The sequence below is a fragment of the Peribacillus cavernae genome (genome assembly GCF_003989135.1).
Lineage (GTDB): Bacteria > Bacillota > Bacilli > Bacillales > DSM-1321 > Peribacillus > Peribacillus cavernae.
In genome coordinates this window covers 147,268-168,929 of the sequence record NZ_RYZZ01000005.1, presented here as the reverse complement: position 1 = coordinate 168,929, position 21,662 = coordinate 147,268, and the positions used below count along the sequence as shown (strand labels likewise).

Below are 21,662 nucleotides of genomic sequence, written 5' to 3'. Positions count from 1 at the left end.
TTTTATTCATTATTAAAAAGTTTAGCACTGTGAATTTGGAATGATGGGTACCTTTTTACAAGGCCCTAAAAGCGGGCGATAATCGCTCGCTTTCGCTATAAATAAATTTAAGTTGAATATTTCTTATAAAAAAAGTACAATTAAGCTTGTTTTAATAAAAGATAGAGAGATCATTCTGCAATACTACTCCAAAACTTCAAGGAAGCCTTCAACTATTTTCTCTTTACCCAAAGAATGTATCATCCTTTCTAAAAAAGAATACCCTTGTCCGGATATATGGTTTCGTCCATATCCTATTTCTTTTGTTCAGTATGGGTGAAAACGTTTAATTAAATAAAGTGTGGTGTCATAATGAATTTAACCATTTTAAATTTAGAAAACATGAAACTAAAGGATCTATATGAGCACGCACGCGAATATAAAGTATCCTACTACAGCAAACTTAGCAAAAAGGAACTTATTTTTGCGATTTTAAAAGCGCAGGCAGAGCAAGATGGATTGCTCTTCATGCAAGGGGTACTGGAAATCATCCCATCCGAGGGCTTCGGGTTCCTGCGTCCAATTAACTATTCTCCAAGCTCAGAGGATATTTATATTTCAGCTTCGCAGATCCGCAGATTCGATTTGCGAAACGGAGATAAGGTTTCAGGCAAGGTAAGGCCGCCCAAAGAAAACGAGCGGTATTACGGATTACTTCATGTGGAAGCGGTAAATGGGGATAACCCTGAATCAGCGAAAGAACGGGTTCACTTTCCAGGACTGACTCCTTTGTATCCTGACAGGCAAATTAAATTGGAAACCGTCCACAAAAACTTATCTACGCGGATCATGGATGTTTTGGCTCCGGTCGGTTTTGGACAGCGCGGTTTGATCGTGGCCCCTCCAAAAGCGGGTAAAACGATGCTGATAAAGGAGATTGCCAACGCAGTCACAACAAACCATCCAGAAGCAGAGCTTATCGTTCTGTTGATTGATGAACGTCCGGAAGAGGTAACGGATATTGAACGTTCAGTTGCAGGTGATGTTGTCAGCTCGACGTTTGATGAAGTGCCCGAAAACCATATTAAAGTGGCCGAGCTAGTGCTAGAAAGGGCGATGCGCCTTGTTGAGCATAAGCGTGATGTCATCATCCTGATGGACAGCATCACCCGGCTGGCACGTGCCTATAACCTGGTAATTCCGCCAAGCGGAAGAACGCTTTCCGGAGGGATTGATCCGGCTGCATTCCATAGGCCAAAACGGTTCTTTGGGGCAGCAAGGAATATTGAAGAAGGCGGAAGCCTGACGATTCTGGCGACAGCCCTAGTCGATACAGGTTCCCGTATGGACGATGTCATCTACGAGGAATTTAAAGGGACAGGTAATATGGAACTTCATCTGGACCGCTCATTGGCGGAGAGACGTATTTTCCCTGCCATCGATATCAGGCGTTCCGGAACGCGCAAGGAAGAGCTGCTTATTCCAAAAGAACATCTTGATAAGCTATGGGCGATTCGTAAAACAATGTCTGATTCCCCGGATTTTGCCGAGAAATTCCTGCGCCGCTTAAAACAAACTAGTGGCAATGAAGAATTTTTCAGCAAGCTGGAAGAAGAAATGAAAAAAGGTGCAACAGCAAAGCGCGCTTAGTAATGTCTAACAAGTTGTTGCAAAAACATTTTCTAATTGCTATAATTAGCACAATGTGTTTTTACAAAATAGGTGAGGGATTATTTCCCCCCTTGAAGTATATAACTCTGTTTCGAATGATTCAGGGCAGAAGGAGCTGAAAAGAATGAAAGCTGGAATTCATCCAAATTATAAAAAGATAACAGTTACATGTTCTTGCGGGAATACTTTTGAAACAGGTTCTGTGAAAAATGAAGTGCGTGTTGAGACTTGCTCTGAATGCCACCCATTCTATACTGGACGTCAAAAGTTCGCTGAAGTTGGCGGACGTGTTGATCGCTTCAACAAAAAATACGGCATAAAGTAATTTGATTAGATGAAACTTCCATCTCTGGATGGGAGTTTTATTTATCCTTCACTCACTGCTGAAGTGTTCTAAAAAAACAGGCAAGCATATTTCCTTGCCTGTTTTTTTTACTGTAAAGGAAACTATAGATTGAATTTTATGTGGATAACTTAATTTTGATTATCTGCATCCAGCTCCAGCGCCTAGCCCCGACGCACAGGACGTGCTAGTGCCGACGAAGACATGAGGACGTGGCAATTTTAGTCGGCCTCGAGGTCATGAGCCAATCATCTGATGGGGAGAAAACCGCTCCCCATACAGCTGCTCGTCTTATGCTTGTCGGACTTGCACAGGATGTGCTGACGTCGACGTTCGCCACAGGACGTGGCGGATGTTAGTCGACGTTCCTTTTAGGCGCTTGCGCTTTTGTTCTTTGTTGCCTATCAGGCATATGCCTTTTTAGGTTTGTTTTTCTATTGTTGGGGACGTTATTGGTATCCAGTGGGGGAACAATCGGAAATGTTTTGACGTATCCTGTAATTATAAGAATGTCCTTTTTGTCGATGAGAAGGACCGATTTGTGGAAGGGAGAGGCTGTTTCAATGTACGAAATGAAACAATCAGGCTGGATTGAGCTTATTTGCGGCAGCATGTTTTCCGGCAAATCCGAGGAATTGATTAAAAGGGTGAACCGTGCTCAATTTGCGAAACAGCAAATAGCCGTCTTTAAGCCTGCCTTAGATAATCGCTATGCGGAAGAAGCTGTTGTATCGCATAACCGCACCTCGATAATGGCGAGATCCATTTCGCATTCTACAGATATCTTTAAATATCTCGATGAGAAATTAGATATCATTGCGATCGATGAGGTGCAATTTTTCGATGAGGAAATTGTAGAAGTTGCCCAGCATCTTGCGGACAGCGGTTATCGCGTCATCCTGGCAGGGCTGGACCAGGACTTCCGTGGTGAACCATTCGGCCCCGTACCTTTTCTAATGTCATTGGCTGAATCAGTCACAAAACTGCAAGCGGTGTGCGCCGTGTGCGGGTCGCCTGCGAGCCGGACGCAGCGGTTAATCAACGGAGCCCCCGCTTCCTATGATGATCCCGTCATTCTCGTGGGAGCTTCCGAATCATATGAGCCCCGCTGCAGACATCATCATGAGGTACCGGGGAAAAATAGCAATATAAATGAAGAAGCGTTAAAGTTATCCGAATTGTAATGCATGCTGCTTGAGGACCTTGTCTTAAGCAGTTTTTTTATTTATAGAAAACTAAGGAAACTACAGATTTAATTTTATGTGGATAACTTAATTGTGGTTATCTGCATCCAGCTCCAGCGCCTAGCCCATCGAGGTCATAAGCCAATCATCAGATGGGGAGAAAACCGCTCCCCATACAGATGCTCGTCTTATGCTTGTCTGGGCTGAACAAGGCGCTTGCGCTTTTGTTCTTATCACCGAAACTTTGTTTTTTGTCACCGAAATCAAGAACCCACCATAACCTGAGGCCGCTGCTCGAAGTCCAGAATAGATGCAGGAAGTTTATCCGGACCTGACATTTTTGCAACATCCTTTTTGAATAGGGAATGCTAATGTCAGGAGGTGCAATCCATATGAGAAAAGGGATGCTATTTTGTGCGGCTGTCATTTTAACTGTGATAGCAGGCTGTAGCACGAACGAAGATAGAGAAGCAGGCTATGGAGAGGAAACGAAAAATGGGACAACTCTCATTTCCAATAAACCGGGAAGGGCAGTAAACGACAATAACGATGCTGTCGAACAACCGTCTGACCAGCTGTTAAATACTCCTGGAAGCAATTCGAATGTCACGCCAAACACCGGATCTGAAGTGCAGAAGGCCAGACAGATTATTGAGGCGAATACAGAATATGAAGCAGGAGGAGTCTGGCAGAAGGGCAATAGCCTTAGTGTCACTATCCATGACAATGGAAAAATTGATTCCGATGAACAAAGAAAACAAGAGAGAAAGCGGATAAAGCGCATGCTTACGGAAGCGCTTCCGAGGTATAACATTGAAGTCAACATGGAACCTGCTGGTGAAGATTAATCTTGAATGGCTTTGACGTTGTTCATTCACCTATACTATAATTAACATGTTATGGATAAGTTTTAAACCGACGAGGTGAATAACGTGTTAGATCGTTTACAGGCTGTAGAAGATAGATATGAAAAATTGAATGAATTATTGAGTGATCCTGAGATTATTAACGACTCCAGAAAGCTAAGGGATTACTCCAAGGAGCAATCTGATATCCAGGAGACCGCACAAACGTATAAGGAATATAAGGAAGTGCACGACCAATACCAGGATGCCAAAGCAATGCTTGAAGAAAAGCTGGATCCGGACATGCGTGAAATGGTCAAGGAAGAGTTGAATGAGCTCCAGGAGAACATCAACTCGCTCGAAGAAAAGCTAAAGATCCTTCTTATTCCAAAAGACCCTAACGATGATAAAAACGTAATCATGGAAATTCGCGGAGCAGCCGGCGGGGACGAGGCAGCCCTTTTTGCAGGAAGCCTTTACCGAATGTACAGCCGTTTTGCGGAGGTACAGGGCTGGAAAATTGATGTGATGGATTCGAACCCTACCGGTTTGGGCGGATTTAAAGAAATCATCTTCATGATAAACGGGAACGGTGCCTATTCTAAGCTGAAGTTCGAAAATGGTGCACACCGTGTTCAGCGTGTACCGGAAACGGAATCAGGCGGCCGCATTCATACTTCGACAGCGACAGTAGCGGTGCTTCCTGAAGCTGAGGAAGTGGAAGTGGAAATCCATGAAAAGGATATCCGTGTGGATACATTCGCTTCCAGCGGACCGGGCGGCCAAAGTGTTAATACAACGATGTCTGCCGTCCGTCTTACGCATCTTCCGACCGGGACGGTCGTATCCATGCAGGATGAAAAATCACAGATCAAAAATAAAGAAAAAGCAATGAAGATCCTGCGCGCCCGTGTTTACGATAAGTTCCAGCGGGAGGCCCAGGCAGAATACGACCAAAACCGCAAGCTTGCTGTTGGGACAGGAGACCGTTCGGAACGTATTCGTACTTATAACTTCCCGCAAAACCGCGTGACTGACCATCGTATCGGTCTGACGATCCAAAAGCTCGATCAGATTATCGAAGGGAAGCTTGATGAAATCATTGACGCCTTAATTGTTGAAGATCAATCTTCCAGGCTGCAAAACGCGGATGAATAATTCGTTCACAAAGGTATACGAAGCCCTGAAATGGGCTTCTTCTTTTTTAATGGCAAACGACAGGGATGAAAATGCAGGAGAGATTTTGTTAAAGCACTTATTGAACATGAACAGGTCACAGCTATTTGCTAATTTACAGACCATCCTTCCTGCGGAAACCGCCGAAGAATTTCAAAAGGCGGTAGAGCTCCATGTATCCGGTACGCCTGTCCAGCATATTATTGGCACAGAAGAATTTTACGGACGTGCTTTTATCGTGAATAAACAAGTACTGATTCCGCGTCCGGAAACGGAAGAGCTCATTTACCATACGCTTAAGAAAGTTTCAAAACTGCCCAGTAAAAAAAGACTGAAATTAGCCGATATAGGGACAGGGAGCGGAGCAATTGCAATTACGATGAAGCTTGAAAAACCGGATTTGTTGACTGTCATGGCAACAGATATTGCCGAAGTTTCTCTTGATGTCGCCCGGCTTAATGCAAGAAAGCTTGAAGCTGACGTGACTTTCGTACAGGGTGATTTGCTGCAGCCTTTTATCGAAAGCAACCGTAAGCTAGATATCATATTGTCCAATCCGCCTTATATTCCTGATTCTGATAAGGAATCAATGTCTGTCGTGGTTACCGGGCATGAGCCGCACATGGCTTTATTTGCCGGAACAGACGGACTCGATTTTTACCGGCGTTTCATGGTAGAACTGCCGCAGGTGGTCAAGCAGCCCGGCTTGATAGGATTTGAAATAGGAGCAGGGCAAGGAGAGGCTGTCGCCGATATGCTCCAGGATACTTTTCCAGGTGCGGCTGTGTCGATTGAATTTGACATAAATGGAAAAGACCGCATGGTGTTTGCAGAGATAAGATGATGAAAAAGGATTTGGTCCTCTTCGGGGGCCAAATCCTTTTTTATTAGGCCGCTTTTCTTAAAATAAATGATTTTACTAGTTTAGGATACAGGCAAGCTGGCGAGACTGTATTTGTGCAGGGGAGGAGAATTGACATGAATAAAAAGTATTTATCGATTGCCTATCTATTAATCTTAACAATCGGGACGATTTTAAGTATATATATGCCAAAAGTTGAAAGTGCCGCAAAAACGGAAGAGACAGTAATCATTCCTAAAGAAGCAATCCGGCTTCGCATCCTCGCAAACAGCGATAAAAAAGCAGATCAGGATGTCAAACGCCTGATCAGGGATGAAGTGAATCAAAATATTACAGGCTGGGTGGAAGACCTGACTTCATTGAAAGAAGCCAAAAAAGTCATTAAATCCCATCTGCCAGATATCCAGCAAACAGCGGAAAAAATTGTTGATGAACAGGGTATTGACCAGAAGGTGAAAGTGAATTTCGGCAAAGCGGAGTTCCCGACAAAGCTCTACGGGCAATATCTTTATCCGGCTGGTGAATATGAAGCGATCGTGATAACCCTCGGTAAAGGGGAAGGCGCCAATTGGTGGTGTGTATTGTTCCCGCCCCTTTGCTTCCTGGATTTTTCAAACGGAACAGCAGTAAGCAAGAGCCCGTATGAGGAGGAAAATACAAATGAAATCCACTCAGAGCAACAAAACGGAGAAAAGAAAAACGCTATTAAAGAAGATGAAGCAAAGGTCAAAACGGTAAAAAGTAAAAAAAACAGTGAACCAGTAATAGTCTCAAACGCGAAGCAAGCGGAACTGGAATCAGAACGGATTTTAGAACGGAATTCAGAAAAGGAAAAACAGATTTATGTAAGCCGAGATGAATCGCCAGTCGTCGTGAAGTCATTCGTGGCGGAGCTATTTTCCGAGATTTTTTAATGCAATGTCACTTTTTAGTAAACAAGAGCATTTCATTAATTAATGAGTATATTTATCCACAATTTATCCACAAATTCCGTCAATAAAAATGTTCTAGACCACAGTCTCTCTCATATACCTATTACTAGAGATGATAGAAAATAGGGGAGATGATAGACTATGGCATCTGATTTTCAACAAGCGGAAGAAAAGGATGTTCATGAACTGGTGCAGTTTTTGGCAGGAGCGAATGTGAGCACAGAAGGAGTAAAAAGTAAATTTGAATATTACTTGTTGGCCCGTGATGCGGAAGGAAAGATGGTTGCTGCGGTAGGCATTGAACCAATTAAAAATATTGGGCTGCTCAGGTCGTTCGTTTTCAATCCATCTTTTCCGTATGAAAAAATCCCTGCCTTGCTGCAGCAGATTTTGCTGGTCGCGAAAAAACATGAGCTTCACAGCGTCTATTTAGCCACGAAACAGAGTTCTCTTCAACTCTTTGAAGCACTTGGTTTCAAGAAGGTAGAGCCACTGGAGCTGCCGACAGTCTTTTACGCTTCTGAGCACGGAAAGAAGTTGATAGGTATGGATGACTGTCAGTTTCTGTACCGCCCGCTATGATGACTACTTATCTTTTGACACAAAAGGTAAAGGTTGGAGATATCTTTCCGTTTAAGTAAAAACAATTAATATATCCACAAATTTATCCACAGAATGTATTGTTTTACCCACAATCTGTGGATAAAACTTGTTTTCACTTTTTCCTTATTTTATACTTTCCTAAGAAGCTTTCTGCGATATATCGAATAAGGATTATATTGTTATGATAATATAGGGTTTCTGGTCCGCCAGTAACATGAAAGTGATTGAAGGTGTCTATAGTGAAAACGGAATTCTGGACAGTGGATAAAAATGTGGATAACTTACGAAATTACCCGCAAATTACACAATCCACACAGATGTTAATAAGAAATGAAGTGGTTGCGTTCCCGACAGAAACGGTATATGGACTTGGCGCAAACGCGAAAAGTGATGAAGCGGTAAAAAAAGTCTTTATGGCAAAAGGGCGTCCGGGCGATAACCCGTTGATTGTCCACATTGCATCCAGAACACAGCTTGATGAATTGGTAGAGGATGTTCCCGGACAAGCTGAGAGATTAATTGAGGCCTTTTGGCCGGGACCGCTCACCTTGATCTTTAATAAAAAACAAGGGAAGTTATCGGACCTGGTAACAGCAGGCCTTGAAACTGTCGCTATCAGGATGCCGGATCATCCGGTGGCCTTGTGTCTCATACAGGAAAGCGGCCTTCCAATTGCCGCTCCCAGTGCCAATACATCCGGACGGCCAAGCCCGACAACTGCCCAGCATGTGAAGGATGACTTAAGCGGCAAAATTGCGGCGATAGTAGACGGAGGGGCAACGGGAATCGGGGTCGAGTCGACCGTGCTGGATTGTACAGAGAATACCCCGGTCATCCTTCGGCCAGGCGGTGTGACCCGGGAAGAAATCGAGGCGGTGATTGGCGAGGTTAGAGTAGATGCAGCTTTAAAAAATAAGGCCGCCGCTCCAAAATCGCCCGGCATGAAATACACCCATTATGCACCAAAGGCGCCCTTTATATTAGTGGATGGAAATCTATCCTTCATGCAGGAATTGATTGATGAAAAGAAATTACAAGGCTTAAAGGTCGGAGTATTTATCGCAAAAGAACATGAAAATGAGATCAAGGCAGATTATATTTTAGCACCCGGTACGTCGAGTGATTTATACACAGTAGCTACGGGCTTATACGATACATTGCGGAAATTCGATGAACTCGAGGCGGATTTCATTTTTGGCGAGGTTTTCCCGGTGACGGGTATCGGTGAGGCGATCATGAACAGACTGCTAAAGGCAGCGGGACACGAGGTGGTAAAACAGATGTAGTCGACTTTCTTCCATCAACTTCTATTTCCCAGTGGACATGCATAACATGAAGTGAGCACGTCCAAGGGAAGAGAGGTTTTAGTACATGGCTGGAGAATTGCTTACATTAATGCTGATGGCGTTTGCGCTTGGAATGGATGCCTTTTCTGTTGGACTAGGAATGGGGATGTTTAAACTAAGGCTTAAACAGGTCTTCTTCATTGGATTGACAGTCGGCTTTTTTCATATATGGATGCCTTTGCTTGGGATCGTGGCCGGCCGCTTTCTTTCAAGCCAGTTTGGAACCTTTGCGTCTTACGCCGGCGGTATTTTGCTTTTAATCCTTGGGCTGCAAATGTTTATTTCGGGTATCAAGGGCGATGAAGGCTCGCTGCTTGCTCCAGTCGGAATGGGCTTGTTTATCTTTGCCCTTAGTGTAAGCTTGGACAGCTTTTCGGTTGGTTTAACGCTTGGGATTTATGGAGCAAAAACGGTACTTTCGATCGCGTGCTTTGGTTTTGCAGCGACTATTCTAACATGGTTGGGGCTACTGGCCGGCAGGAAGGTACAAGGACTTTTCGGTGTGTACAGTGAAGTGCTGGGCGGAAGTATCCTTTTTGCATTCGGGCTGAAGCTGTTATTTACTGTTTAATTTTAAGGCCCCTTTTTGGGGTTTTTTCCATAGGTTAGTTTTTTTCAACAGGAAAAGGCCGTTGCGGAAATTTTCTTGAGTCATGAAGGATATGATCTGATCCTTTAGATCGGAACAACAAAAGATGGCTATAGAATTTGCAGCTTTTGAATTATAATGGGCAGAAAGGAGGCAGAACTTCATGATTCGAGTTTTATTTATTTGTACAGGAAATACGTGCAGAAGTCCGATGGCGGAAGCGATTTTGAAGAACAGGAATATTCCCGGCATTGAAGTGAAATCCGCTGGCGTGTTCGCGGCAGTCGGCCAGGATGCCTCGCTATATGCAAAAAACGTGTTAGCGGAGAATTCAATCAGGCACCATCACTCATCGTTGCCCTTAACAGAAAACAATATTGATTGGTCTACCCATATATTTACAATGACGGAAGCGCACAAATCGCTGGTTATGGCTTCCTATCCAAAAGCAATTGAAAAAATGTTTACCTTAAAAGAATTTATTTTTCCTGATATAAAAGATCGAGACGTTTCCGATCCGTTTGGAGGATCCCAGAAAACCTATAATGAAACTTTCGTAGAGCTTACTGGTTTGATTAACCAGCTAATTAAAAAGTTAACGTTTTGAAGAAGCTAAATAAGGTATGATAAAATAAACTGGACGGGTTCAAAAGGAGGAGCATATCTATGAAGGTAGCGATTGCATCTGATCATGGCGGGATGAATATTCGTGAGGAAATCAAGAAATTGATGGACGAGCTTGGCATTCAATATGAGGATTTCGGCTGTGAGTGTGAAACCTCAGTGGACTATCCGGATTATGCACTGCCAGTAGCTGAAAAAGTGGCTCGAGGCGAGTTTGATAAAGGAATCTTAATTTGCGGAACAGGAATCGGCATGTCCATTTCTGCAAATAAGGTAAAGGGAATCCGCTGTGCGCTTGTCCATGATGTTTATAGCGCAAAATTAACGCGCCAGCATAATGACAGCAATGTTCTTGCGATGGGTGAACGGGTCATTGGACCAGGCCTTGCCAGAGAGATCGCCCAAACATGGCTAACTTCTGAATTCGAGGCTGGCCGGCATGCGAATCGGATCGGCAAAATAGCTGATTATGAGGAAAAGAATCTGTAAACTTTTATACATGATCCCAGGAAGGATGAGTTTTTCATGGAGATCGAAACATCTATTTCAAATGAACTGGCGGTATGGAAGGAACAACTTCATGCTCTTTTGCATGAGTTTCAATCGGAAGCTCAATTAACGGACAGGAAGTTGTTGGTGATCGGCTGCAGTACAAGTGAAGTGGCTGGAAAACGTATTGGTACAAACGGAACCCTGGAAGTAGCGGGGATGATTTACGAAGAACTGATCTCGTTGCAGAAGGAAACAGGGGTGCAAATTGCTTTTCAGTGTTGCGAGCATATCAACCGGGCGTTAGTGCTTCCCCGCAAAATCGCAGAAAACCGGGGATATGAGGAAGTATCGGTCGTTCCAGTCCGGACAGCCGGGGGTGCGATGGCTGCTTATGCTTATAATCATATTGAAGATGCCGTCGTAGTAGAGCATATTAAAGCAGATGCCGGCATTGATATCGGCGATACCTTCATCGGGATGCATCTCAAACAGGTAGCTGTTCCGGTCAGAAGTACGATTAAAGAAGTTGGGCATGCCCATGTGACAATGGCGAAGACGCGGCCGAAATTGATTGGCGGATTAAGGGCTGTCTATGAAAAACAAAAAGATAACGAAAGCTGTATGTAAAAAGCCCTTTCCTGAAGAGGGTTTTTTAGTAAAAAAAACACAATTGACGCTCAGAAAATGATTTTATACACGCTAAAAACGAACGATTTAAAAATAACTCTCCTATAATGTTCGAATAAATCATCATTTTTCCACTACCGTTACCAGAACGAACGTGTTAAAATAGAGAAGAATTTTCGGAAAATGGTTATCAACGTATTTTCCCTTTAAAAAATATACATAAAAAACCTGAAAACCAGAAGGAGGATTCCAATGAATCGTTTAGCAAAGCAAGATGAACAAGTTTTTAAAGCTATCCAAGATGAATTAGGCCGCCAACGAAGCAAGATCGAATTGATTGCTTCTGAAAACTTTGTAAGTGAAGCCATAATGGAAGCTCAAGGATCTGTTTTAACAAATAAGTATGCAGAAGGTTATCCCGGCAAACGCTACTACGGCGGCTGTGAATATGTCGATGTCGTTGAAGACTTGGCCCGTGACCGTGCAAAGAAAATCTTCGGTGCAGAACACGTCAATGTTCAGCCTCACTCAGGCGCACAGGCAAACATGGCCGTATACTTTACGATTCTTGAACCTGGGGATACGGTTCTTGGCATGAATCTTTCGCATGGCGGCCATTTAACACACGGCAGCCCGGTTAACTTCAGCGGCGTTCAATATAATTTCGTGGAATACGGGGTAGACAAGGAAAAACAGTTAATCGACTATAACGATGTGCTGGAAAAAGCGCGCCAGCATAAGCCTAAGCTAATTGTTGCCGGAGCTAGCGCCTATCCGCGTGAGATCGATTTTAAACGCTTCCGGGAAATTGCGGATGAGGTCGGCGCTTATCTAATGGTGGATATGGCCCACATTGCTGGACTTGTCGCGTCAGGTCTTCATCAAAACCCAGTGCCTTTTGCCGACTTTGTGACGACAACCACTCATAAAACTCTGCGCGGCCCGCGCGGTGGAATGATTCTATGCAAAGAAGAATTCGCAAAGAAAATTGATAAATCGATTTTCCCTGGAATCCAGGGCGGTCCATTGATGCATGTAATTGCCGCTAAAGCTGTCGCGTTTGGCGAAGCTTTACAGGACGATTTCAAACAATATTCACAGCAGATCATCGAGAACGCAAACCGTTTGGGCGAAGCCTTAACAAAGGAAGGTCTGGACCTGGTCTCCGGCGGTACAGATAACCACCTGCTATTATTGGATCTTCGTTCGATTGAACTGACAGGCAAAATAGCCGAAAAAGCACTAGATGATATCGGAATTACTGTTAATAAAAATACCATTCCTTTCGACACGGAAAGTCCGTTTGTGACGAGCGGCATCCGTATCGGTACCGCAGCTGTGACCACGCGCGGCTTCGGGTTGGAAGATATGGACGAAATAGCAGCGATTATTGGGCTGGTTCTCAAAAACCATGAGGATGAATCAAAACTGGAGGAAGCCAGACAGCGTGTAGAAGCTCTTTCAGGGAAATACGAACTGTATCCATCATTCTAAACAAAAGCCGTTTCCCGGTGTGGAGACGGCTTTTTTATATAATAGATTTTAAATAGAGCATGACTGGCGTTTAGCTCCAGCATCGCACAGGATATAAAGCTACTTAATAAAAGGGCTTCCGCTTTTCTTTATTGAACTATGATTTCTTTTTCTGTAAAATGAGTGAAGTGTGATTGGAATGAAAAGTCGTTTCCAGCAGGAAAAGAATAATAAAGGAAAAAGGAGAGATCCTTCTTATGGCAAAGGTATATGTGTTTGATCATCCATTAATTCAACACAAATTGGCGTATATACGAGATATTAATACAGGAACAAAGGAATTCCGCGAACTGGTGGATGAAGTCGCAACTTTGATGGCTTTTGAAATTACAAGAGATCTTCCGCTCGAGGAAGTGGAAATTGAAACACCGGTCAAAAAAGCGACTGTAAAAATGCTTTCCGGAAAAAAACTTGGAGTCATTCCAATCCTTCGTGCCGGAATCGGAATGGTTGATGGCATCCTGAAGTTGATCCCGGCAGCGAAAGTTGGACATATCGGCCTTTACCGTGACCCTGAAACATTAATGCCCGTCGAATATTATGCAAAGCTTCCAAACGATCTAGAAGAAAGGGAATGTATTGTAGTGGATCCAATGCTTGCAACAGGCGGATCGGCGATTGAAGCGATTCATTCCATTAAAAAGCGCGGGGCAGTGAATATTAAATTCATGTGCTTAATTGCCGCCCCTGAGGGAGTCGAAGCGTTACAAGCTGCGCATTCGGATGTAGATATTTATATTGCAGCACTTGACGAAAAGCTGAATGACCACGGCTACATCATCCCAGGCCTCGGTGATGCGGGTGACCGATTGTTTGGAACAAAATAAGCCTGAAGTGAGGTAAATCAGAGAACCATATTGCAGGAACAATCCGTTGCTTTTTATAACAAACTGATGTTCCGCCAACGTGTATAATCCATTAAAAGATTGATCTTTCAGCCGTCCGTTATGGGCGGTTTTCTCCTTTTCTCATGTTTGTTGCATAGCTTATTACGGCTGTGAAAACCTAGTAAGAAAAGGGGGTGAGCAGTATGAGAGGAAAAATCAGTTTTTTTTTATTGTTATTGTTATTGATTGCACCGATGTCAGCGACGTTTTCGGCTGTTCGCATTCCTCCGCTTCCGAAGATCACTCCATCGGAAACAACGACAGCCATCGTTACTTTAAAAGGGCCGGCTGATCCAATATCCATCAAACAACTTGTTAAGAAATACCCTTCCTTAAAGGTTCGTCATATTTATCAATATGCTTTATCTGGTTTTTCGGTCATGGGAAAATCCAGAGAAATTGCCATGCTTAAAAAAGAAAGCGCCATCGGCTATGTCTCGAAAGTGGCTTTTTATCACGCTGAGATAGACGAAAGCGTTCCTTTTATCGGCGGCGATAAAATACGCCATTTGTTTGACAAAAAACATCAGCGGATTACCGGTAAGGGAATCAAGGTAGGAGTGATAGATACAGGAATAGATTATGAACATCCTGACCTTCGCAGGTCTTACCGTTATGGGCGCGATCTTGTAGATGGAGATACTGACCCGATGGAAACAAAGGGACGCGGCGGATTGTCCACTGTCCATGGGACCCATGTCGCAGGCATTATCGCGGCCAATGGACAAATGAAAGGGGTGGCGCCGGAAGCAGAGATTATTGCTTACCGTGCCTTAGGCCCCGGCGGTGTTGGTAACACCGAGCATGTACTGGCTGCTATTGATACAGCCATTAAAGATAAAGTCGATGTTTTGAATCTTTCACTAGGCAATAACATCAACGGGCCTGACCTTCCCATTTCCCAGGCGTTAAACAAAGCGGTCAAAAGTGGGATTGTCGCCGTAACATCAACTGGAAACTCAGGCCCGGATGTCTGGACGGTCGGGTCTCCAGGCACGGCGGAAAAAGCGATTTCAGTAGGAGCTTCAACCCCGCCGCTTGAAATCCCCTTTCTTCTGACAGGGCTGGGCGGCCATAGACAGGAAGTCCGACTGTTCCCTCTTCAGGGTTCAAAAAAGTGGGACCTCAGCTTTTCAGAGAATATGACATACGGCGGAATCGGAAACAGGGATGAACTGCGAAGAGCCAAAAATAAAGTAGTGTTGCTTAAACGCGGAAAACTTACCTTTGCCGAGAAAGTGAGAAACGCAGAAAAGGCTGGGGCGAAAGCTGTCATCATCTATAACAATACAAAGGGCGGGTTCACTGGCTCCCTTGAGGAAAAAACAAAAATCCCTGCTGTATCGATCCATCAAAAAGCAGGGGAAGCATTAAAAGAGCAAATCACTATGAAAAAAATTCACAACGTTCGATTTATTCACAGGAAGGAAGAGGATCAATTAGCCGATTTCAGTTCAAGAGGACCGGTTACGGTTACCTGGAGGATAAAGCCCGATCTCCTGGCTCCGGGAGTAGCGATCGAAAGCACGGTTCCTTCGGGATATTTATCGTTGCAGGGGACCAGCATGGCAGCACCCCATGTCGCCGGTGCTTGTGCACTGATTTTGCAGGCACACCCTGACTGGAAGCCGGAGCAGGTTAAAGCCGCGCTGATGTCTACCTCCAAACCGCTGCAAAAAAACAGCCGGGAATTATACCGGACCTTTGAGCAGGGAGCAGGAAGGCTGCAAATAGAACAAGCGATTAAGGCGGATTCCCTGTTGATTCCAAGCTCATTATCCTTTGGCATGTATGAAAAAAAGGAAGGAATTGATGAGCATCAGGATAAAGTGACGGTTGAAAATGGCGGAAAAGTGCCAAAGCATTATTCGTTTGAAATTCCCAGAAGTGAACAAGGAATTACCTGGAATCTTCCCTCGTCTTTTACGCTGAAGCCGGGAGAGAAAAAACATCTCTCTATTGGACTGCAGGCCAACCCGAAAGTAATGAAAAAAGGGATTTACGATGGCTACCTTACACTTATGGAAGGAACTAACCGCATTAGCATGCCATTTCTGTATGTAAAAGAAGAGCCGGATTATCCGCGCGTGATGGGCTTTGATTTTGGAGAAGGCGATAAAGAAGGGTTTTACCGGTATGAAATGTATTTGCCGCGCGGAGCTGATGAATATGGGATCGCTCTATACGACATCGATAGCCTGCAATTTGCAGGATTCATGGACTGGGGAAGGAATAAGACAGGCGGAATGGTCGAAAAGGAAATTCCAAGAGATGGGCTTCCTTCTAAGGGAATATACAAAGCGGTAATCTTTGCGAAGAAGGCAGGAAAAGAGGATAGGATCGAAACAAGTATTTTGCTCGAATGAAGAAGGTTTGGGTCTGTAAAAATATCGATTAAACATGGATCATAGATTAAATGTGAACATTTAGTTAACTATTTCACAAAAGGGGCAAATTTCACGGTGGATTCGTTGACATTAATAGGGAGCCTATTGTATGCTAACAAAGGATATAAATGAGAGGGTTTTCAGAATCCTCGCTACATCTTTTTTTACTACTTTTGCACAATGAAAGTAATAATTTATATCCTCTACTAATCAACCGCGAGGATGCTATATGCGTCAAAAAAATCGGAACCCCTTTTAGACCACGGCTTTAATGTCTGCCATTATTTCCCAACTATCGGATCAAGTTTTGATTGGCATAATTACTGTTGATGACAGGACAGAACACTTGATGTCGAGCCGATATCTTTAATAATCGGCCTTCTCATAGGACTTGCAGTAGGAATCTATGCTCCGTACTGTCCAACAATATTTCTCGGGAGACTAACCGTAAAATGCCAGATTTGCAAACTACGTATAAAAGACATCTTAAATATCTTCTTTACTTTTTGGCGATTTGCGCCTTCGGCTGGGGTTTTACCGATTATCAGGATGTTTTTGCAGGATTGGCGCTCGGCACCGCTTTCGGTGTGTTTAATTTATGGTTGATCAACCGGAGGATGCGTGCGTTTGAAGCGGCTATTAACTCGGGGGAGAAGTTCAGGTCATTAGGTACGATGTCCAGATTGGCGTCCGCTGCCCTTGCGGCGATTATTGCCCTTGAGTACCCCGAACAATTCAATCTCATTAGTGTAGTATTGGGACTAATGACAGCTTATATTGTCATTGTTATAGATTTTCTCATTCACTTAAAACGTCGATAGTGGGGAAGAGAGGTGAATATAGTTGAATCATTTAGCACCAACAGTTGATTTCATGGGTTTAACCTTTAATTTAAGTAATATTTTAATGATAACTGTGGCAAGTGCGGTCGTTTTCTTAATCGCTGTCCTTGGCACACGTAAACTTGCGATGGAACCAACCGGCATGCAGAATTTCATGGAATGGGTCATGGATTTCGTTAAAAACATGATTAGCAATTCGATGGATTGGAGAACAGGTGGCCGTTTCCAATTGCTTGGCATGACCTTGCTCATGTACATATTCGTATCGAATATGCTGGGGCTTCCATTTGCGGTTGTTTATGATGATTATCTCTGGTGGAAATCACCAACAGCCGATCCGGCTGTAACATTGACTCTTGCAGTCTTGGTTATGGGTTTAACGCACTATTACGGTATAGAAATGAAAGGCTTCAAAGGTTACGCAAAAGCTTATAAAAATCCGATGACATTAATCGAGGAGTTTTCAAATACCCTGACTCTCGGTTTGCGTTTATACGGTAATATCTATGCTGGTGAAGTCCTGTTAAGTTTACTGGCAGGAACATTGGCTGCGAGCGGAATTATTGGCTTGATAGGGGCGATTGTTCCTACAATAGTTTGGATGGGCTACAGTGTTTTCGTAGGCGCTATCCAGTCGTTTATTTTTGTTACGTTAACAATGGTTTATCTGGCTCATAAAGTCAGTGATGACCATTAAATATAAGTTCATTTAAGAACTGTAAAATAAAAAAATGTAAGCAACTTAAGGAGGAAATTTATAATGGGTCTTATTGCAGCAGCAATCGCAATTGGTTTAGCAGCACTAGGTGCAGGTATTGGTAACGGTCTTATCGTTTCAAGGACAGTGGAAGGGATCGCCCGCCAGCCAGAAGCTCGCGGCATGCTTCAAACAACAATGTTCATCGGGGTAGGTTTAGTAGAGGCGATGCCTATCATCGCGGTAGTTATTGCGTTCATAGTATTAGGTCAATAATAGAACCTTAAAAGTTCAAAAATGGCGAAGTGCGTTCCATGTGAACCTTCGCCATTCCTTTATGCCCTTAATCACTGTATATCCTATTACAGTATTTAATAAACAGCCGATAGCAGGTAGCCTTTAATCGGTGTATAAATAGCTTCTGAAGGGAGTGAATGATGTGTTAACAAGTGGTTTGGTACTGGGTGCAGCAGGCGGAGGATTTAATGGCGGAGATATTTTATTCCAGCTTGTCATATTCCTCATTTTGTTAGCGTTACTTAGGAAATATGCGTGGGGTCCGTTAATGGGGATCATGACACAACGTGAAGAACATGTAGCAAATGAAATTAAAGCAGCTGAAGCGAGAAGAGCAGAAGCCAGCAATTATCTGGAAGAACAGCGTGAATTGTTAAAACAATCACGTACTGAAGCGGGACAACTTATCGAAAACGCAAAGAAACAAGGCGAGATGCAGCGTGAAGATATTATCACAGTGGCACGAGCAGAAGCTGATCGCTTAAAAGAATCAGCAAAACGTGAAATCGTTCAGGAGAAGGAAAAAGCGGTTGCGGCATTGCGCGAACAGGTATCTTCCTTATCTGTTCTGATTGCATCTAAAGTAATCGAAAAGGAACTTTCCGAAGCGGATCAGGAAAAATTGATCAGTGAGTACATTAAAGAGGCAGGAGAAGAGCGATGAGCGATACGTCGGTAGCTAAGCGTTATGCGGTAGCTCTTTTTCAAATTGCCAAAGAGCAGAATCTTCTGGACTCTACAGAAGAAGAGCTCCGTGCAATCAAAGAAGTATTCTCAAATAACAATGAATTTCAATCTTTCCTGCAGCATCCGAAGGTATCAGTAGAAGAGAAGAAAAGGGTCATTGGAGAAGCGTTCGCAAGTCTTTCAACTCAGGTCAAAAATACATTACTGCTGATGACTGACCGCCATCGTACAGATGTCATTTCACAGATGGCAATTGATTTTATTGAGCTTGCCAATGAAGAAAGATCGGTTGCTGAAGCGCATGTGTATTCTGTGCGCCTGTTAAACGATTCAGAACGGAAAGCCGTTTCTTCTGCATTCGCAGCGAGAGTTGGAAAAAGAACATTACGAATTGAAAATATTGTAGACCGCAGTGTTTTGGGCGGAATTAAGCTTCGCATCGGCAACCGTATTTATGACGGAAGCGTGAGCGGCAAGCTTGAACGCCTGGAAAAAGAACTGTTAGGTTAACATTCTTTAGATAGGGGTGAAATTCATGAGCATCAAAGCTGAAGAAATCAGTGCGCTGATTAAAAAGCAGATTGAGAATTATCAGTCGGAAATTAAGGTAAACGACGTTGGTACTGTACTCGTTGTCGGTGACGGTATCGCGCGCGTTCATGGTCTGGATAACGTCATGGCTGGAGAGCTGGTCGAATTCTCTAATGGCAGCATGGGCTTGGCACAAAACCTTGAAGAGAATAACGTCGGTATCGTTATTCTTGGACCATACCAGGAGATTCGTGAAGGCAGCGAAGTCCGCCGTACAGGACGCATCATGGAGGTTCCTGTAGGTGACGAATTAATCGGGCGTGTAGTGAACCCGCTTGGACAGCCGGTAGACGGCCTTGGCCCAATCAACACTACGCAAACCCGTCCAATTGAAAGCCCGGCAACAGGTGTAATGGACCGTAAATCTGTTCATGAGCCATTGCAGACAGGGATTAAAGCAATCGATGCACTTGTTCCAATCGGGCGCGGACAACGTGAGTTAATCATCGGGGACCGCCAAACCGGTAAAACATCCGTTGCAATTGATACGATCTTGAACCAGGCTGACCAAAACATGATCTGTATCTATGTGGCAATCGGCCAAAAAGAATCTACGGTTCGCGGTACTGTCGAGACTCTTCGTAAGCATGGTGCTTTAGATTACACAATCGTTGTAACAGCATCTGCTTCCCAACCGGCACCGCTTCTGTATTTAGCGCCTTATGCAGGTGTATCGATGGGCGAATATTTTATGTTCAACGGCAAACATGTTTTAGTTGTGTATGATGACCTTTCTAAGCAAGCATCTGCATACCGTGAACTTTCCCTATTGCTTCGCCGTCCGCCAGGCCGTGAAGCGTTCCCAGGGGATGTTTTCTACTTGCACTCCCGCTTATTGGAACGCGCGGCTAAGCTGAACGATTCTCACGGCGCAGGTTCTATTACAGCTCTTCCGTTCGTTGAAACTCAGGCCGGGGATATCTCTGCTTACATTCCAACAAATGTTATCTCCATCACTGATGGACAAATCTTCTTGCAGTCCGATCTGTTCTTCTCAGGCGTGCGCCCTGCGATCAACGCCGGTCTATCTGTATCCCGTGTAGGTGGGTCCGCACAGATTAAAGCGATGAAAAAGGTTGCAGGTACTCTTCGTCTTGACCTGGCTTCTTTCCGTGAATTGGAAGCATTCTCCCAATTCGGATCTGATCTCGATAAGGCTACTCAGGCTAAGCTCGCCCGCGGTGCACGTACAGTTGAAGTGCTTAAGCAGGATTTGAACAAGCCAATTAAGGTAGAAAAGCAGGTTATGATTCTTTTTGCATTGACCCGCGGCCATTTAGATGATATTCCTGTTAAGGACATTAACCGTTTTGAAGAAGAATTCCTGAGCTGGCTAGACCGTAACCATCAGCAAGTATTAGACCAGATCCGTACAAAGGGCGACTTGCCTAAGGGCGATGAAATTGTTACTGCAATTAACGAATTCAAAAAGTCTTTCGTTATCTCTGAGTAATCGGTCTAAAATTTGTAAAAGGGTGGTGAAAACGAATGGCATCATTACGTGATATTAAAAGCCGTATAAACTCGACAAAGAAAACAAGCCAGATTACGAAAGCGATGCAGATGGTTTCCGCCTCGAAGTGGAGCCGTGCCGAATCAAATGCAAAGGCATTTGTTCCGTACATGGAAAAAATCCAGGAAGTGGTTTCCAGTATCGCGAGCGGCAGCACGGATGCTTCACACCCGATGCTGGCAACACGGCCTGTTAAAAAAACCGGCTATCTGGTAATCACATCGGATCGCGGCCTGGCTGGAGCCTATAACAGCAGTGTCCTGCGCAATGTTTTCCAAACAATCAAGAAACGCCATAAATCCGAGGATGAATACGCAGTCATTGCCATCGGAAGAGTAGGCCGCGACTTCTTTGTAAGCCGTAAAATGAATGTAGAACTTGAAATCGTCGGTGTTTCTGACCAACCGTCCTTTACTGATATCAGTGAACTTGCAAAGTCTGCGGTCGGTTTGTTCTCACAAGGAACATATGACGAACTTTACATGTATTATAACCACTATGTCAGTGCCATTCAGCAGGATGTTACAGAGAAGAAACTCCTTCCTTTAACCGATATTGCGACTTCCGGTAAGCTCACTTCGTATGAATTTGAGCCGTCTGCAGAAGATATTTTGAAAGTGCTTCTTCCTCAATACGCCGAAAGCCTGATTTATGGTGCATTATTAGATGGCAAAGCAAGTGAGCATGCTGCGCGAATGACAGCAATGAAGAATGCATCGGATAATGCAGCTGACCTAATCGACAGCCTGTCACTGGTTTATAACCGGGCCCGCCAGGCTGCAATTACGCAGGAAATCACCGAAATTGTCGGCGGTGTCGCAGCGTTAGAGTAATTAGAGAAGCGGAAGTGCCCTGTAAAAGTTAATAATTTTATAAATATAGAGGCTAGTGGAGGCAAAGTCGTTACAGTCTCTCTATGCCGATTTTATAGACATCATTTACAAGTAATGTTAGG

General features: G+C 44.0%; 24 protein-coding genes. All 24 read left to right on the top strand.

The features are described 5' to 3' along the window. Positions 1 to 351 precede the first annotated feature (351 nt). The 24 genes from rho (at position 352) to atpG (ending at position 21,540) form a co-directional block, all read left to right on the top strand. Positions 352 to 1,629 (top strand): transcription termination factor Rho, encoded by a 1,278-nt coding sequence (rho, locus tag ELQ35_RS04005; RefSeq protein WP_126863541.1) that lies wholly within the window; start codon positions 352 to 354, stop codon positions 1,627 to 1,629. A 145-nt stretch (positions 1,630 to 1,774) separates the two neighbouring features. After that, complete coding sequence (rpmE, locus tag ELQ35_RS04000; RefSeq protein WP_126863540.1) at positions 1,775 to 1,975, top strand: 50S ribosomal protein L31; 201 nt, start codon at positions 1,775 to 1,777, stop codon at positions 1,973 to 1,975. Between the two features lie 230 nt (positions 1,976 to 2,205). Next, complete coding sequence (locus ELQ35_RS22510) at positions 2,206 to 2,352, top strand: hypothetical protein (RefSeq protein ID WP_185861653.1); 147 nt, start codon at positions 2,206 to 2,208, stop codon at positions 2,350 to 2,352. A gap of 204 nt (positions 2,353 to 2,556) precedes the next feature. Then, complete coding sequence (locus ELQ35_RS03995; protein WP_126863539.1) at positions 2,557 to 3,177, top strand: thymidine kinase; 621 nt, start codon at positions 2,557 to 2,559, stop codon at positions 3,175 to 3,177. Positions 3,178 to 3,569: 392 nt separating this feature from the next. Then, entirely contained in the window at positions 3,570 to 4,025 is a 456-nt protein-coding gene (locus ELQ35_RS03990; RefSeq protein ID WP_126863538.1) for a hypothetical protein, read from the top strand. A gap of 84 nt (positions 4,026 to 4,109) precedes the next feature. Next, positions 4,110 to 5,180, top strand: coding sequence for a peptide chain release factor 1 (prfA, locus tag ELQ35_RS03985; protein WP_126863537.1), 1,071 nt, complete (start codon positions 4,110 to 4,112; stop codon positions 5,178 to 5,180). Continuing rightward, on the top strand, positions 5,173 to 6,042 hold the full coding sequence (gene prmC, locus ELQ35_RS03980) for a peptide chain release factor N(5)-glutamine methyltransferase (RefSeq protein WP_126863536.1): 870 nt from the start codon (positions 5,173 to 5,175) through the stop codon (positions 6,040 to 6,042). Before prfA ends, prmC begins: the two co-directional genes overlap by 8 nt. Positions 6,043 to 6,176: 134 nt before the next feature. Continuing rightward, positions 6,177 to 6,974 (top strand): stage II sporulation protein R, encoded by a 798-nt coding sequence (gene spoIIR, locus ELQ35_RS03975; protein WP_126863535.1) that lies wholly within the window; start codon positions 6,177 to 6,179, stop codon positions 6,972 to 6,974. A 159-nt stretch (positions 6,975 to 7,133) separates the two neighbouring features. Next, positions 7,134 to 7,574, top strand: coding sequence for a GNAT family N-acetyltransferase (locus ELQ35_RS03970; RefSeq protein ID WP_126863534.1), 441 nt, complete (start codon positions 7,134 to 7,136; stop codon positions 7,572 to 7,574). A gap of 260 nt (positions 7,575 to 7,834) precedes the next feature. Then, complete coding sequence (locus ELQ35_RS03965) at positions 7,835 to 8,881, top strand: L-threonylcarbamoyladenylate synthase (protein ID WP_185861652.1); 1,047 nt, start codon at positions 7,835 to 7,837, stop codon at positions 8,879 to 8,881. 85 nt (positions 8,882 to 8,966) lie between these two features. After that, positions 8,967 to 9,512, top strand: coding sequence for a manganese efflux pump MntP (locus tag ELQ35_RS03960; protein WP_246025960.1), 546 nt, complete (start codon positions 8,967 to 8,969; stop codon positions 9,510 to 9,512). 181 nt (positions 9,513 to 9,693) lie between these two features. After that, complete coding sequence (locus tag ELQ35_RS03955) at positions 9,694 to 10,137, top strand: low molecular weight protein arginine phosphatase (RefSeq protein WP_126863532.1); 444 nt, start codon at positions 9,694 to 9,696, stop codon at positions 10,135 to 10,137. 59 nt (positions 10,138 to 10,196) lie between these two features. Beyond that, positions 10,197 to 10,643 carry a ribose 5-phosphate isomerase B gene (gene rpiB / locus ELQ35_RS03950; protein WP_126863531.1) on the top strand — a complete coding sequence of 149 codons (447 nt, stop codon included), beginning with the start codon at positions 10,197 to 10,199 and terminating at the stop codon, positions 10,641 to 10,643. A gap of 36 nt (positions 10,644 to 10,679) precedes the next feature. Further along, positions 10,680 to 11,273 carry a TIGR01440 family protein gene (locus tag ELQ35_RS03945; RefSeq protein WP_185861651.1) on the top strand — a complete coding sequence of 198 codons (594 nt, stop codon included), beginning with the start codon at positions 10,680 to 10,682 and terminating at the stop codon, positions 11,271 to 11,273. A 252-nt stretch (positions 11,274 to 11,525) separates the two neighbouring features. Continuing rightward, complete coding sequence (gene glyA / locus ELQ35_RS03940) at positions 11,526 to 12,767, top strand: serine hydroxymethyltransferase (protein WP_126863530.1); 1,242 nt, start codon at positions 11,526 to 11,528, stop codon at positions 12,765 to 12,767. Positions 12,768 to 13,003: 236 nt separating this feature from the next. Continuing rightward, positions 13,004 to 13,633: a uracil phosphoribosyltransferase gene (gene upp / locus ELQ35_RS03935; protein WP_126863529.1), complete on the top strand. Its 630-nt coding sequence runs from the start codon at positions 13,004 to 13,006 to the stop codon at positions 13,631 to 13,633. Between the two features lie 203 nt (positions 13,634 to 13,836). Continuing rightward, entirely contained in the window at positions 13,837 to 16,059 is a 2,223-nt protein-coding gene (locus ELQ35_RS03930) for a S8 family serine peptidase (RefSeq protein ID WP_126863528.1), read from the top strand. Between the two features lie 473 nt (positions 16,060 to 16,532). Further along, positions 16,533 to 16,901, top strand: coding sequence for an ATP synthase subunit I (locus ELQ35_RS03920; RefSeq protein WP_126863527.1), 369 nt, complete (start codon positions 16,533 to 16,535; stop codon positions 16,899 to 16,901). Between the two features lie 22 nt (positions 16,902 to 16,923). Beyond that, positions 16,924 to 17,619, top strand: coding sequence for a F0F1 ATP synthase subunit A (gene atpB / locus ELQ35_RS03915; RefSeq protein WP_126863526.1), 696 nt, complete (start codon positions 16,924 to 16,926; stop codon positions 17,617 to 17,619). Between the two features lie 63 nt (positions 17,620 to 17,682). Beyond that, a complete protein-coding gene (gene atpE / locus ELQ35_RS03910) occupies positions 17,683 to 17,895 on the top strand; it encodes a F0F1 ATP synthase subunit C (RefSeq protein ID WP_126863525.1) in 213 nt (70 codons plus the stop codon). A gap of 163 nt (positions 17,896 to 18,058) precedes the next feature. Further along, on the top strand, positions 18,059 to 18,580 hold the full coding sequence (gene atpF / locus ELQ35_RS03905) for a F0F1 ATP synthase subunit B (protein ID WP_126863524.1): 522 nt from the start codon (positions 18,059 to 18,061) through the stop codon (positions 18,578 to 18,580). Beyond that, complete coding sequence (locus ELQ35_RS03900; RefSeq protein ID WP_126863523.1) at positions 18,577 to 19,113, top strand: F0F1 ATP synthase subunit delta; 537 nt, start codon at positions 18,577 to 18,579, stop codon at positions 19,111 to 19,113. Before atpF ends, ELQ35_RS03900 begins: the two co-directional genes overlap by 4 nt. Before the next feature lie 25 nt (positions 19,114 to 19,138). Then, positions 19,139 to 20,647, top strand: a complete 1,509-nt coding sequence (gene atpA / locus ELQ35_RS03895) for a F0F1 ATP synthase subunit alpha (protein ID WP_126863522.1) — start codon at positions 19,139 to 19,141, stop codon at positions 20,645 to 20,647. 35 nt (positions 20,648 to 20,682) lie between these two features. Then, positions 20,683 to 21,540: an ATP synthase F1 subunit gamma gene (atpG, locus tag ELQ35_RS03890; RefSeq protein ID WP_126863521.1), complete on the top strand. Its 858-nt coding sequence runs from the start codon at positions 20,683 to 20,685 to the stop codon at positions 21,538 to 21,540. The last annotated feature ends 122 nt before the right edge of the window (positions 21,541 to 21,662 follow it).

Bases quoted from the DNA above. Each gene is read 5' to 3' on its own strand.
- rpmE (WP_126863540.1), top strand. From the start codon at position 1,775: ATGAAAGCTGGAATTCATCCAAATTATAAAAAGATAACAGTTACATGT.
- ELQ35_RS03900 (WP_126863523.1), top strand. From the start codon at position 18,577: ATGAGCGATACGTCGGTAGCTAAGCGTTATGCGGTAGCTCTTTTTCAA.
- atpA (WP_126863522.1), top strand. From the start codon at position 19,139: ATGAGCATCAAAGCTGAAGAAATCAGTGCGCTGATTAAAAAGCAGATT.
- spoIIR (WP_126863535.1), top strand. From the start codon at position 6,177: ATGAATAAAAAGTATTTATCGATTGCCTATCTATTAATCTTAACAATC.
- rho (WP_126863541.1), top strand. From the start codon at position 352: ATGAATTTAACCATTTTAAATTTAGAAAACATGAAACTAAAGGATCTA.
- ELQ35_RS03990 (WP_126863538.1), top strand. From the start codon at position 3,570: ATGAGAAAAGGGATGCTATTTTGTGCGGCTGTCATTTTAACTGTGATA.
- ELQ35_RS03930 (WP_126863528.1), top strand. From the start codon at position 13,837: ATGAGAGGAAAAATCAGTTTTTTTTTATTGTTATTGTTATTGATTGCA.
- atpG (WP_126863521.1), top strand. From the start codon at position 20,683: ATGGCATCATTACGTGATATTAAAAGCCGTATAAACTCGACAAAGAAA.
- ELQ35_RS03920 (WP_126863527.1), top strand. From the start codon at position 16,533: ATGCCAGATTTGCAAACTACGTATAAAAGACATCTTAAATATCTTCTT.
- prmC (WP_126863536.1), top strand. From the start codon at position 5,173: ATGAATAATTCGTTCACAAAGGTATACGAAGCCCTGAAATGGGCTTCT.
- ELQ35_RS03970 (WP_126863534.1), top strand. From the start codon at position 7,134: ATGGCATCTGATTTTCAACAAGCGGAAGAAAAGGATGTTCATGAACTG.
- glyA (WP_126863530.1), top strand. From the start codon at position 11,526: ATGAATCGTTTAGCAAAGCAAGATGAACAAGTTTTTAAAGCTATCCAA.
- upp (WP_126863529.1), top strand. From the start codon at position 13,004: ATGGCAAAGGTATATGTGTTTGATCATCCATTAATTCAACACAAATTG.
- ELQ35_RS03945 (WP_185861651.1), top strand. From the start codon at position 10,680: ATGGAGATCGAAACATCTATTTCAAATGAACTGGCGGTATGGAAGGAA.
- ELQ35_RS03995 (WP_126863539.1), top strand. From the start codon at position 2,557: ATGTACGAAATGAAACAATCAGGCTGGATTGAGCTTATTTGCGGCAGC.
- atpE (WP_126863525.1), top strand. From the start codon at position 17,683: ATGGGTCTTATTGCAGCAGCAATCGCAATTGGTTTAGCAGCACTAGGT.
- ELQ35_RS03955 (WP_126863532.1), top strand. From the start codon at position 9,694: ATGATTCGAGTTTTATTTATTTGTACAGGAAATACGTGCAGAAGTCCG.
- ELQ35_RS03960 (WP_246025960.1), top strand. From the start codon at position 8,967: ATGGCTGGAGAATTGCTTACATTAATGCTGATGGCGTTTGCGCTTGGA.
- rpiB (WP_126863531.1), top strand. From the start codon at position 10,197: ATGAAGGTAGCGATTGCATCTGATCATGGCGGGATGAATATTCGTGAG.